Raw genomic sequence first — 12,012 nt, 5'->3', positions numbered from 1 at the left:
CCTACGTTAGCGCCCTTCTCGTTCCTGGCGTCGGGTCCGCGCGCTGAGGGCTCAGCCCTCGTCGGCCGGGAAGGCGAAGAGGCGGACGTGCAGAGGGCGGGCGTCCGGAGCCGCCTCTCCGGCCCGCCGGCTGTACTTCATCAGCAGGGCCATGTAGGCCTCGAAGAACTCCTCGAACTCCGCCAGGGTCATCCGGCCGAGACCTCGGGACGCCTTGACCCAGCGAGGATCGCGTTCGTAGAGCTCGGGAAGACGGTCGAACAGCCGGAGATCCTCCTCCATGCCGATCCGGTGGAACTCGGCGAGCACGGGACGGTCCTCGGGGGCGAGCTGGTCGGGGGTGGGGAGTCGCATGTCCCTGGGGGCCTCGGTCCTGCGCCACCAGCGTTCCCGTCCGCGGGAGCGCTCCGGGATCTCCTCGATGAATCCGGACTTCTCGAGTTGCCGCAGGTGATAGCTCGTCGTGCCCGTCTTGGCGCCGAGCAGGTCGCCGAGCGTCGTCGACGTCGCGGGGCCGTGCACGCTGAGGTGGCGCAACATGAGCCGCCGCATGGGGTGCGCCAGCGCCTTGAGTCGCGCCGGGTCGTCGAGCATGAACGGCTCGTCATCCTTCATGACGAACACCCTAGTCCTGCAGAACGATATCTGCAGATAAACCTATGCCGAGATTTCTCTGCAGAATAGATTCGGCATATGAACCGGATACGACACGTCCTCACCGCGGCCGCCCTGGCGCTGGGCCTGGCCGCCGCCCCCGCCACCGCGAGTCATGCCGCAGTCGACGCCCCTGCGAGTCGCGCCGCCGCCCCCGCCGCGGGGAGTCACGCCGGCGTTCCCGCCGCTGGGGACACTGCGCGTCCCGTCGCCGCTCCCGTGAGTCCCGCGGCCGCAGTCGTCGATGCGGCGGAACCCGCCCCGGCCGTGCCGCCTGACCTGCGGTCGGTGGAGGTGACCTTCTCCGGAGGGGGAGGTCTCACCTTTCACGGCTCGGTCCTCTCGCCTGACGACGCGAAGCCCGGACGGCCCGGCGTCGTCCTGATCCACGGCGCCGGAACGGGCACGCCCAGGACGAAGCTGATGGGCGAGGCCGTCGAGTTCGCCCGCCGGGGCATGTCCGTACTGATCTACGACAAGCGGTCCGTGGGCTATTCGCTCTTCCGGCGGTCGTACTCGCGGCTCGCCGACGACGCGCTCGGGGCGGTGGCCGCGCTGCGCTCCCAGCCGGGCGTCGACCCGGCGAAGGTCGGCATATGGGGGCTCAGTGAAGGCGGCTGGGTGGCGCCGATCGCGGCGGCGCGGTCGACGGACGTCGCCTTCGTCGTCCTCGTGGGGGCCAACGGCCTGCCTCCGCTGCGGCAACAGACCTGGGCCGTGGCGGCGGGGCTGCGCAAGGCCGGGGTGTCGGGCTCGCTCGTCGACCGGACGGAGCTCAACCTCTACCGGGTGATCGCCGACGGCGGCATGTTCCCCGAGCCCTACTACGACCCCGAGCCGACGATCGCCGCGGTGAGCCAGCCCGTCCTCGCCATCTGGGGTACTCACGACCTGCTGACGCCAGCTGTGGAGAGCCCGCCCATCTTCGCCAGGGCGCTCGAAAGAGGAGGCAACGAGAACTACACGTTCCGCTTCTTCCCCGACGCCGATCACGCCGCCCATCGGACCCCGGACGGCGGCGTCACCCGCCTGCCTGAACTCGCTCCCGGCTACGCCGACCTGGTCGGCTCCTGGGTGGACGCCGTCACGAGCGGCAGGCCTCCCGCGACGGGGACGGCGGGGCCCTCGCCCGTACAGGACTCCTTCACCGTTCCCGTGAGCCCTCCGGCTTGGTGGGAGTCGGCGCCGGTCCAGCTCGCCGCACTGATCCTCTTCGTGGTCGCGTTCACCGCCTACCCGCTGGTCGCGCTGGTGCGGCGGATCCGCGGCGGATCGCGGGGGCCGGTGACGAGGGCGGCCCGGCTCGTCAGTGCCGGCGGCACCGCGGTGGTGCTCGGATCGCTCGCCTACCTCGTCTTTCTGGTGATGACCGGCGGCAAGCTGGCCGTCACCGGGCCCGTCCTGGCGGGGCGTCCGGTCATCTGGCTCGTGCTGCAGGTGCTGGCGGTGGTGTCGGTGGCGGCTGCCGTCCGCACCGCGCTCGCATGGTGGCGTGCGCGCGGCTCCGTCCCGCGGGGAGAGCGGGTACGGCTCGGCCTCCTGCTCGCCGGCGGGCTGGCGTTCATCCCCTGGGCCCTCTATTGGGGCCTGATCCTTCCCTGAGATCCGTCGAGCCGGTGCGGGGAGAGCCGGACGCCGTCAGCAGATTAGGTCTGTAGAGGATCGTCTATTACAGATCTATCTGCTACGGTCCTTCCTGTCGTCGATTCGAACAGGAGCAGCCGACATGTCCTCTGCCTTCGCCTCCCCGCCCGGGTCTTCCCGGTCCGCCTGGTCCCGCAGGCTCGCCCTCATCGCGCTCTGTGCCGGGATGCTCATGGTCGTCCTGGACGGCAGCATCGTCACCGTGGCGCTGCCGGCCATCCAGCAGGACCTGAGGTTCTCCCCGTCCGCCCTGACCTGGACCGTCAACGCGTACCTGATCCCCTTCGGCGGCCTGCTGCTCCTGTCCGGACGGCTCGGCGACCTGATCGGCCGCAAGCGGGTGCTTCTGGCGGGCCTCGCCGTCTTCACCGTCGCCTCGCTGCTGTGCGGGCTGGCGGTCAGCGCCGAGATGCTGATCGTCACCCGGTTCCTGCAGGGAGTCGGTGGCGCGATGTTCTCGGCGGTCAGCCTCGGCATGATCGTCACGCTGTTCACCGACCCCCGGGAGAGAGCCTCGGCGATCGGCGCGTTCGCCTTCACCGGAGCCGTCGGCGCCTCGATCGGCCAGGTCCTGGGCGGCGTGCTCACCGACGCCCTCGGCTGGCACTGGGTGTTCCTCATCAACCTGCCGATCGGCATCGCCGCCGCCTCGCTGGCCGTACCTCTCCTGGAGAACGAGCGAGGGCTCGGGCTCCGCGACGGGGCGGACACGCTCGGCGCCGCCCTGGTCACCGGTGGTTCGATGCTCGGCGTCTACGCCATCGTCCAGGCCGAGCAGTACGGCTGGGCGTCGGGGCGCACCCTCGGACTGGCCGCCGTCGCACTCGTCCTGCTCGCGGGTTTCGTCGCCCGTCAGGCCATGGCGGCGCGCCCTCTGCTGCCGCTCCGCGTGTTCCGCTCCCGCAACGTCTGGGGAGCCAATGTGATCCAGATGCTGGTGCTGGCCGCCATGTTCAGCTTCCAGATCCACATCGCCCTCTACATGCAGAGCGTGCTCGAGTACGGTGCGACCGCGACCGGTCTCGCGATGCTTCCGGCGGCGTTGACCATCGGGACGGTCTCGCTCACCTCGTCGGCCCGTCTGATCGCGCGTTTCGGCGAGCGGGCGATCCTGCTGGCCGGTTTGGTGCTGCTGCTGGCGGCGCGCCTGCTACTTCTGCGCCTGCCGGTCGACGGCGCGTACGCCGCGGACCTGTTGCCGGTGATGATGCTGACCGGTGGCGGCGGTCTGGTGTTGCCCGCGCTGACCGGGCTCGGCATGTCGGATGCCAGGTCCGAGGACGCGGGGGTGACCTCCGGCCTGTTCAACACCACCCAGCAGATCGGCGCCGCGCTCGGTGTGGCCGCCCTGTCCACCCTGGCAGCGTCCCGCACGCGGGACCTGGCGGCCGAAGGCGTACGCGCGGCGTCTGCGCTGACCGGCGGCTACCACCTGGCGTTCGTCGTCGGAGGTGTACTGCTGGCCGCCGCGGTCGTGCTCACCGCTGTGGTGCTCAGGAAGCCGGCGGCCGAGACGCCCGAGGCCGCGGGGCGGGACACGGCGGCACCGGCGACGATCGCCTGATCGACGGGGATGACGGCCGGGCGGTCCAGGAGGCCGCCCGGACCCGGAGGGGTCGGCCGCGGCTTTCGCGCCGTGACTCCGCGGATGAGGATCTCGAATGTGGTCAGGCGCTGCGTGTCGCGACTCGGCGAAGCGCGATGGCCCTATTGCTACTTCAAGTAGTAAACTCGCCGCATGGGTGAGCCTGAAGAAGAGTTCGCTCCGGGGGAAGGCCCGGCGGCCAAGGTCAGCGTCTCTCTGCGGGCCGGCAACATTCGTGCCATCAAGGAGCGCGTCGGAGCTCGCGGATTCTCCGCCTACGTGGACGCCGCTGTGGAGCGTCAGATCGAGCGGGATCTGCTGGAGGAGGCGCTTCAGGCCAACGAGGCGGACAACGGTCCGGTCCCGCAGGTCTTCCGTGATGAGGCGGCGGAGTTGTTCCGCCAGGTGAAGTCCGCACCCGAGTTGCAGGGAGACGGCGGATGGCACGCGCACGAAGCAAGCTGAGTGCGGGCACCATCGTCCTCGACTCCGAAGGCCTTTCCCGGTGGTGTGCGGCCGACCAACGAGTAACGGCGATCATGCGTGAGGCTCAAAGCAATGATTTCCGGGTCGTAGTCAGCGCTGTGACACCCATCGAGGCATTCGACGCTCGAGTGAAGAGTGATCGCCTGCGATGGCACCTGCCCAGGCTTCGGGTCGAGCCGGTGACCGAAGAGGTCTCTCTCCGTGCGCTCGAGCTGCTCCGCGCCAGTGGTCTTCACGGCCACAAGTACGCCATCGACGCGATCGTGGCGGCCACGGCTCTCCACTCCGTCCGGCCGGTGATCGTGCTGACGTCCGATGAGGACGACATGAGGAAACTCTGCGGGAAAGCGGTCCGCCTCGTCGGGGTCTGACGGCCGGCGTGTTCTCATCTCCATCCGGTCCCGGACGTGGTGGTGCGAGGCGTCGCACAGCGGCCGACCGCGAACGTGGCATCTTCGTCGAATTCGGGCGGCTTGGCGCCCTGACGGTCGTCGCTGATCCGGTCTGACAGCCGACGGGACCTCCTATCAGCGCGTGATCGGCGCGGTGTCAGCGGCCGCGGGCATCGTCGTGTCCATCGAGAACGGCGAGGCGCTGACGAGCAGAAACGATCGTCTGCGGCCCACCAACGCAGCCCGGCGGGGGCGTTCCCCCGTGAGTCCTGCCAGGCGACCGCGCCAGGTCATTTCCCTGGCAGGCCTTGACAGGGGAGAGGCGCCGACCGCATATTTAACGTACTCGTTTTAAAACAAGGTGGTTATGAATGGCGACCGACCCGCTCAGTCTGGTGTTCCAGGCGCTCGCGGACCCCATCCGCCGCGCGATCCTGACGCGACTGACGACCGGCGACGCGACCGTCGCCGAGCTCGCCGAGCCGTTCGACGTCACACAGCCCGCGATCTCACGGCATCTCAAGGTGCTGGAGACCGCGGGACTCATCTCACGGACCCGCCGCGCGACCGCTCGGCTCAGCCATCTCGAGGCCGAGCCGCTCCGCGAGGTGACCACCTGGCTGGCTCGTTACCAGCGGTTCTGGGACGAGAGCCACGAGCGGCTCGACGAGCTGCTGGCGGCGTTGCAAAGCAAGCGGCAGGACGACCCCGACCGCACTGAGGCGGTCACCGAGAAGGGAAACGGACATGGTTGAGACGAAGATCACCGCTGAGCCCGGCACCGCGCAGATCATCATCGAGCGGGAGTTCGACGCCCCCCGCGACCTGGTCTTCCGTGCGTACACCGAGCCGGAGCTGCTCGTCCAGTGGCTCGGCCCGCGCGACCTGGCCATGAAGATCGAGGAGTTCGATGTGCGCGACGGCGGGAAGTGGCGCTACATCAGCACGGACGCCGACGGCAACGAGTACGGCTTCCACGGGGTCTTCCACGGGACCCCGACGCCGGACGCCACTGTGCAGACCTTCGAGTTCGAGGGTGTCCCCGGCCACGTCGCCCTGGAGAGGCTCACCCTCGAGGAGCAGGACGGGAGGACGCTGGTGCGCACGCTGTCCAGCTTCCAGTCGGTCGAGGACCGGGACGGCATGGTCGCCTCCGGCATGGAGAGAGGCGTCCGCGACAGCGACGAGCGGCTGGCGGAGCTGCTGAAGAGGCTGCAGAACGACTGAGGCGACGATGAGATGTTCCGTACAGGGGAGGCGGCCCGCCTTCCCTGTACGGAGATCCACCCCCGCCGCGCGGGACGGCCGCGCAGACAAGGAGACCCGACGTGTTGCTCGAGGGGAAGAACGCGGTCATCTACGGAGCGGGCGGCGCGATCGGTGCGAGCGTGGCTCGCACCTTCGCCCGTGAAGGGGCGCGGGTGCATCTCGCCGGGCGCACGCCGGAGAGCCTTGAGGCGGTGGCGAAGGACATCCGCGCCGCGGGCGGGCTGGCGGAGACCGCGTGCGTCGACGCACTGGACGAGAGCGCGGTCGACGAGCACGCCGACGCGGTCGCCGCGGAGGCCGGCGGTCTCGACATCTCCTTCAACCTGATCTCGCACGGCGACGTTCAGGGCGTTCCGCTCGCCGAGATGTCGCTCGCGGACTTCGAGCGGCCGGTCGTCACCGCGGTCAGGACGATGTTCCTGACGTCGAGGGCGGCGGCCCGCCACATGATGAGGCAGCGGTCGGGTGTCATCCTCATGTTCGGGGGTTACGGCCCTCCGGTGCCCCGTGTCGGCGGGCTGCAGGTCGCTTTCGGCGCGCTGGAGTCACTGCGGCGGAGCCTGGCATGCGAGCTCGGGCCGTACGGCGTCCGCGTGGTCACCCTGCAGACGGGCGGGATACCCGAGACGCTTCCCGACGGCTTCCCCGGCGCCCAGGCGATCACCGACGGCATCGTCGGGCAGACGATGCTCGGGCGTGCGGCCTCCCTCGAGGACGTCGGGAACGTGGCCGCCTTCGCCGCCTCCGACCACGCGAAGGCCGTCACGGCGTCCGCCATCAACATCACGTGCGGCTCCGTCGCGGGTTAGCGACCCCCGCGCGCCGGTGAGACGACGGGCTACATGCGGTAGTCCCAGGTGATCTCGTCCGTACGGAGATTCTCCACGAGTCCCCGGACGTACTCGAGTTCGGCCTTGAGCACGGCCAGCTGGTATTCGGACTCGACGAGGAAGATGCGGGGCAGGAACCTCGCCCCGTCGGTCAGCTCGGTCCGCAGCGCGGCCACCCGAGCCTCGATCGCGACCACTCGCGTCTCCAGCGCCGCCCGGGCGTCCTCCGGCTCGAGCACGGGGAGGAACGCCAGGGCGGCGGGGAACTCGGGGAACTCGCGGGACGGCGTGGAGAGCATCGTCCGCATCCACTGCCGCAACGTCTCCCGGCCCTCGTCCGTGAGCTCGTAGACGGTCTTTTCCGGCCGGTTCTCCTCGCGTGAGGTCTCCAGCACCGCGATGAGCCCGTCGCGCAGCAGCCGTTCGATGGTCTGGTACACGCTGTTGCGCTGCGCGACGTTGACCACGTCGTCCTTGTGCCGCTCCTTGATCAGTTGCTGCATCCGGTACGCGTGCATCGGCGCCTCGCCGACCAGGGAGAGCAGGGCCATGGCCAGGGGAGATCGCCGGGTCGACATGCCCTCCAGCATAGGGGCTTGCCGCATCTTAGTCATAATATGTATAGTGAGTTTATGACTAAAAAAGCACTTGTCATCGGCGGAGGAATCGCCGGACCGGTCACCGCCATGGCCCTGCAGCGCGCCGGAATCGACAGCGAGGTCTTCGAGGCCTACGAACGCGGTTCGGAGGGCGTGGGCGCCTTCCTCACGCTCGCGGTCAACGGCCTCGAGGCCCTCCGCGTCCTCGACCTGCACGATCTCGTGTGCGACCTGGGCATGGACTCGTCGCTGATGCGCATGAGCAACGGGCGGGGCAAGCCGCTGGGGACGCTCACCCAGCCGAGCCGGACGCTGAAGCGCGCCGACCTCTACCAGGTGCTGCGCGACGAGGCCGTACGGCGAGGCGCGCGCGTCCACTACGGCAGGCGCCTCGTCGACGCCTCGATCGCGGACGGACGGGTGCGGGCGGACTTCGCCGACGGCACGTCCGCGGAAGGGGATCTGCTGATCGGAGCCGACGGGCTGCGCTCCCGCACCCGCACGATCATCGACCCGGGCGCGCCGCGCGCCCAACACGTCGGCCTGCTCAACACGGGCGGGTTCGCGCGCGGGGTCACCGTTCCCGGCGAGACCGGTACGAGCTACTTCATCTTCGGGAAGAGGTGCTTCTTCGGCTACCTGATCCACCCGGACGGCGAGGTCTGGTGGTTCGCCAACCCGCCGAGCCCCAAGGAGCCGACCCAGGAGGAGCTCGCGGCGATCACACCCGCGCGGTGGCGGGCCGAGTTGCTCGAGCTCTTCAAGGACGACGCGGGGCCGATGGCCGACATCATCCGGGCGACCGACCACATCATCCCGGGATGGAACACCTATGACTTCCCGACGGTTCCGCGATGGTTCAACGAGCGGATGGTGATCGTGGGCGACGCCGCGCACGCGACCTCGCCCTCGGCCGGTCAGGGCGCGTCCATGGCGATCGAGGACGCGGTCGTGCTCGCCACGTGCCTGCGCGACGTCCCCGGCGTCCACGACGCCTTCGCCGCCTACGAACGGCTGCGGCGAGGGAGGGTGGAACGCGTCGTGAAACAGGGCAGGCGCAACGGAAGCGGCAAGGCCCCAGGCGCCCTCGGCGCCTTCGTCCGGGACCTGGGCATGCCGATGGTCATGCGGCAGATCGCGAAGAGGGACCTGATGGCGTGGATCCACGACTACCGGATCTCCTGGGACGCCCCGGTGGCCGCGCCCGTCCGCTGAGCCGACCCTCAGGGGGAACGGTCAGCTTGGGCGCCTGTCCTCCACATGGACTACGGCGGGCTCACGCCCGTCGCGATCGCGCTTGTCCCGGCCGAACAGGCCGACGTGCAGGTCCCCGTGCTCCTCCAGTTCGTCGGGTGCGACATAGGTGAGGACGTCGGGATGATGGCCGGTCACCGCCCAGCCGGGGACGTCGTCAAGTGTGATGACGTTGAAGTCGCCGGCCGGACTGCCCACGTGGACGGGGCCGTACTCGCGCAGGATGGTGGTCGCCTGCTGGGCCAGGTCGTCGGCGGGCTCCATGAGGATCACGCACGTTCCATGTGTGAACAGCACCCACGACTTGGCGGGATCCAGCAGTCGGCGCCAGGTCTCGATCATGGTCTCGTTGTTCATGCCGGGCAGGCTACCGACCGGCTACGACAAGAGCCATGGGACCGTTGGGCGGCCGGGCTCTTCGCGGCCGCCCACGACTCCGGATCGGGTCAGGCGGGTTTGCGGGCCTCGATGAGGAACCGCGTCGCATGGGCGACGAACGGCCCCTCAGCTTGGATGCGGTCGTGCAGAGCCTTCAGCTCCGCGCGGTATCGGTCGACGGTGAAGCCGGGGACGATCCAGATGACCTTTCGCAGGAAGTAGATCACCGCCCCCACGTCGTGGAACTCGGTGCGCAGGCGCTCCATTCGGAGATCGACGATCTCCAGGCCGGCCGCCTCGGCATCCTGCCTGGCCGATTCGGGATCGCGATGGGAGTTCGGCGGCTGGGGCCCGAGGAAGAACTCCGTGAGCTCCACGACACTGCGGGGGCCCACCTGCTGCGACAGGTAGGCCCCGCCGGGCCGGAGCACACGGGCGATCTCGTTCCACCAGGTGACCACCGGATGTCGGCTGATCACCAGGTCGAAGACGCCATCGGCGAACGGAAGGCGGGGCTCGTCGTCGTCGGCGATGACGGCGACGCCGCGCGGGCGCAGCCGCTGGCTGGCACGCACGATGTTCGGCGGCCACGATTCGGTCGCCACCGTCAGGGCGGGGAGCCACGGCACGCCCGCGAGCACCTCACCGCCCCCTGTCTGGATGTCAAGCGCGGCCGAGGCATGGGGCATCCGCTCCGCGATGAGCCGCGAGTAACGCCATGACGGGCGCTCCTCCGTCGCACGGCCGTTCAGCCAGGAGAAGTCCCAGCCCTCGACCGGGACGGACTCGGCGTCGGCCACGAGTTCGTCAAATGTCCATGTATTCGTCACGTTCCCAGGCTGACAGTGGGCCTCATGCGCCGTCCAAGGGATTTCCGGCGGACGGGGACCGGCCCGTCACCAGCAGGGTCTTGCCCACGGTCGCCCGGGACTGGATGGCGGCATGGGCGTCGGCCGCCCGCTCCAGCGGGAAGCGCTGCCCGATCGTCGGCCGCAGCCGTCCCGCCGCGGTCTCCGCCAGCGCGTCCGCGGTGAACGCCCGCGACGCCTCGGGCGTCAGTTGGGCGCCTCGGAGGAGGACGACGTCGCGATCAGTCGCCTCCTCCTCCGAGACGCCGGTCCACTGGCCGCTCGCCATGCCGAAACTCAGCATGCGGCCGCGGCGTTCGAGCAGGTCGAACGCAGACCGCCCGATCGCGCCCCCGACCCCGTCGAAGACGACGTCGACGCCGCCCCCGGTTTCGCGGACCCGGTCCGTCCAGTCCGCCTGCCGGTAGTCCACCGCCACGTCGGCGCCCAGATCGCGGGCCACCCCGACCTTGTGGGCGCCGCCGGCGGCCGCGATGACGGTCGCCCCGGCCGCACGGGCGAGTTGCACCAGCAGTCCGCCCACGCCTCCGGCCGCCGCCTCGACCAGGACGCGCTCTCCCGGGCGGAGCGCCGCCGTACGGAGGAGCCACATCGCCGTGCGGCCGTCGGCCAGCAGGGCCACCGCGGTGTCGAGCGCCACGTCGTCCGGCACCTCGATCAGCCCGGCGGCGTCCACCGCGGCGAGCTCGGCGTAGCCTCCCGAGCCGCCGGTGCCGCAGACCACTCTCGTGCCGACCAGGCGGTCGTCGGCTCCCTCGCCCACGGCGACGACCACGCCGCCGACGCCGTTGCCGGGGATCATCGGGAGCTCCGCCTTGAACGGCCCGAAGCCGCCCGCGCGGAACTGGGTCTCGACGAAGGTGATGTTGGCGAACGCCACCTCGACGAGTGCCTGTCCCGGGCCCGCCACGGGGTCGGGCGTGTCGGAGGCGACGAGCACCTCGGGTCCCCCGAACTCCTTCAACCACACCGCACGCACGTGATCCCCCTCCGGCCGGTCGGATGCCGTGATCGCAGTCTGCAACTTCAACTTAAGTTGAAGTCAAGCCGTGATCGCGGGACCGGGACGCCGGTCTACGAGGCCGCGCCGCTCGCGAACCCTTGCCCATTCGGATGGACTAAAGCCGGATATATCCGGAAAGTGACAAAGGGTCGGGATTTCTCAGTGGAGGGTACGTCTCCTCGTGGGGGGGCGCCATGAAGAAGATCGTCGCTGTCGCCGTGCTCGCTGCGATGACCATGCTCGGCGTGGTGGCAACCGCGTACGCGGACGGCCGGCATCAAGCGGGCGGCCGGCAACAGGAAGAGGTCAGCAGGGGGCAGTACACCATCCTGCTCGGACAGTGCCGCTTCGAGGACACGGCCGGCGACCGGACCCAGTGCCGGAAGGACGTCAGGCTGAACTACCGCGTCGGCGCATGGAACCCCAATCTCGACTGCCGCACCTACTCCAGCGTGTCGGTCTGCGGCGTACTGACGCTCAGCCCGCGAGAGCAGGCCTGCGTGAACGAGTCCGTCGGCGCGGGCCTGACCTTCCGCCGGGCCGAGGTGGAGTGCTTCGCCTTCAGGTGACGCATGACGGGAGGAGACCGCCGCGACGTTCATGATTCGTCCGACCGCCGCCTCGATGTGATCTAACCTGCCGGAGTGGACGCCAACAGTCAGGGCGCCGCCGGACTTCTGCGAGCTCTGCTGCGTACGGCGGCGCTATTCACGGAGACGGGCCGATCCGTCTCCCAGGACCACTTCCCCCACGTCCGCTGGATGCCCGTCTCGGATCTGGGCGGCCATGCCGTACGGCTCGGCCTGGAACTGGAGCTGCTCGGTCACGAGCTCGTCTTCGAGATCCGCGCCGGGCTGGAGGAGGATCGGTTCACGATCGAGGGAGACCTGGTGCTGGACGGCGAGCTGGTCCAGCTGGCCCTACCCCCTGCGGCGACCGCCGACGTGGGGCGTTTCGTGAGCGTGCTGGACCGGTACGCCGAGGAGCTGACGGAACCGGCCCGGGCACACGTCGGCGCGCTGGTCGAGTCCTTCGCCCGGGAGGCGTGA

15 protein-coding genes are annotated in these 12,012 nt (G+C 69.8%); 10 read left to right on the top strand and 5 right to left on the bottom strand.

The genetic code is table 11. The features are described 5' to 3' along the window. Nucleotides 1–51: 51 nt before the first annotated feature. Nucleotides 52–615: an ArsR/SmtB family transcription factor gene (locus Pph01_RS14425; protein WP_204073591.1), complete on the bottom strand. Its 564-nt coding sequence runs from the start codon at nt 613–615 to the stop codon at nt 52–54. 78 nt (nt 616–693) lie between these two features. Between Pph01_RS14425 and Pph01_RS14420 the strand changes: the two genes are divergently transcribed. The 7 genes from Pph01_RS14420 (at nt 694) to Pph01_RS14390 (ending at nt 6,839) form a co-directional block, all read left to right on the top strand. Continuing rightward, a complete protein-coding gene (locus Pph01_RS14420; protein ID WP_204073590.1) occupies nt 694–2,256 on the top strand; it encodes an alpha/beta hydrolase family protein in 1,563 nt (520 codons plus the stop codon). Nucleotides 2,257–2,380: 124 nt separating this feature from the next. Next, complete coding sequence (locus Pph01_RS14415; RefSeq protein WP_204073589.1) at nt 2,381–3,862, top strand: MFS transporter; 1,482 nt, start codon at nt 2,381–2,383, stop codon at nt 3,860–3,862. 174 nt (nt 3,863–4,036) lie between these two features. Next, on the top strand, nt 4,037–4,348 hold the full coding sequence (locus Pph01_RS14410; RefSeq protein WP_204073588.1) for a hypothetical protein: 312 nt from the start codon (nt 4,037–4,039) through the stop codon (nt 4,346–4,348). Continuing rightward, nucleotides 4,324–4,740, top strand: a complete 417-nt coding sequence (locus Pph01_RS14405) for a PIN domain-containing protein (RefSeq protein WP_204073587.1) — start codon at nt 4,324–4,326, stop codon at nt 4,738–4,740. The genes Pph01_RS14410 and Pph01_RS14405 overlap by 25 nt, the downstream gene beginning before the upstream one ends. A 392-nt stretch (nt 4,741–5,132) precedes the next feature. Then, nucleotides 5,133–5,516 (top strand): ArsR/SmtB family transcription factor, encoded by a 384-nt coding sequence (locus Pph01_RS14400; protein ID WP_204073586.1) that lies wholly within the window; start codon nt 5,133–5,135, stop codon nt 5,514–5,516. After that, nucleotides 5,509–5,988, top strand: coding sequence for an SRPBCC family protein (locus Pph01_RS14395; RefSeq protein ID WP_204073585.1), 480 nt, complete (start codon nt 5,509–5,511; stop codon nt 5,986–5,988). Before Pph01_RS14400 ends, Pph01_RS14395 begins: the two co-directional genes overlap by 8 nt. 101 nt (nt 5,989–6,089) lie before the next feature. Beyond that, nucleotides 6,090–6,839 (top strand): SDR family NAD(P)-dependent oxidoreductase, encoded by a 750-nt coding sequence (locus tag Pph01_RS14390; protein ID WP_204073584.1) that lies wholly within the window; start codon nt 6,090–6,092, stop codon nt 6,837–6,839. 29 nt (nt 6,840–6,868) lie between these two features. Here Pph01_RS14390 and Pph01_RS14385 read toward each other — a convergent pair whose 3' ends face one another. Beyond that, complete coding sequence (locus Pph01_RS14385) at nt 6,869–7,465, bottom strand: PadR family transcriptional regulator (RefSeq protein ID WP_239116692.1); 597 nt, start codon at nt 7,463–7,465, stop codon at nt 6,869–6,871. Nucleotides 7,466–7,492: 27 nt separating this feature from the next. On the opposite strand from Pph01_RS14385, the gene Pph01_RS14380 reads away from it, so the two are divergent. After that, nucleotides 7,493–8,674, top strand: a complete 1,182-nt coding sequence (locus Pph01_RS14380) for an FAD-dependent oxidoreductase (protein WP_204073583.1) — start codon at nt 7,493–7,495, stop codon at nt 8,672–8,674. A 21-nt stretch (nt 8,675–8,695) separates the two neighbouring features. Here the strand turns inward: Pph01_RS14380 and Pph01_RS14375 are convergent, their stop codons facing one another. The 3 genes from Pph01_RS14375 to Pph01_RS14365 all read right to left on the bottom strand — a co-directional run bounded on the left by Pph01_RS14375 (nt 8,696) and on the right by Pph01_RS14365 (nt 10,939). Then, the gene (locus Pph01_RS14375) at nt 8,696–9,070 is read right to left on the bottom strand and encodes a hypothetical protein (protein WP_204073582.1); all 375 of its coding nucleotides are present in this window, start codon (nt 9,068–9,070) and stop codon (nt 8,696–8,698) included. An 89-nt stretch (nt 9,071–9,159) separates the two neighbouring features. Further along, nucleotides 9,160–9,921, bottom strand: coding sequence for a class I SAM-dependent methyltransferase (locus Pph01_RS14370; protein ID WP_204073581.1), 762 nt, complete (start codon nt 9,919–9,921; stop codon nt 9,160–9,162). A 22-nt stretch (nt 9,922–9,943) separates the two neighbouring features. Then, nucleotides 9,944–10,939: a zinc-binding dehydrogenase gene (locus Pph01_RS14365; RefSeq protein ID WP_204073580.1), complete on the bottom strand. Its 996-nt coding sequence runs from the start codon at nt 10,937–10,939 to the stop codon at nt 9,944–9,946. Between the two features lie 218 nt (nt 10,940–11,157). Here Pph01_RS14365 and Pph01_RS14360 point away from each other — a divergent pair, with 218 nt between their 5' ends. Beyond that, on the top strand, nt 11,158–11,532 hold the full coding sequence (locus tag Pph01_RS14360; protein WP_239116691.1) for a hypothetical protein: 375 nt from the start codon (nt 11,158–11,160) through the stop codon (nt 11,530–11,532). Between the two features lie 75 nt (nt 11,533–11,607). Beyond that, the gene (locus Pph01_RS14355) at nt 11,608–12,012 is read left to right on the top strand and encodes a hypothetical protein (RefSeq protein ID WP_204073579.1); all 405 of its coding nucleotides are present in this window, start codon (nt 11,608–11,610) and stop codon (nt 12,010–12,012) included.

Origin of the sequence: Planotetraspora phitsanulokensis, from assembly GCF_016863295.1 — a bacterium.
GTDB lineage: Bacteria > Actinomycetota > Actinomycetes > Streptosporangiales > Streptosporangiaceae > Planotetraspora > Planotetraspora phitsanulokensis.
Note: the sequence above shows the minus strand (reverse complement) of the source record. Positions and strands in the feature narration are given on the sequence as shown.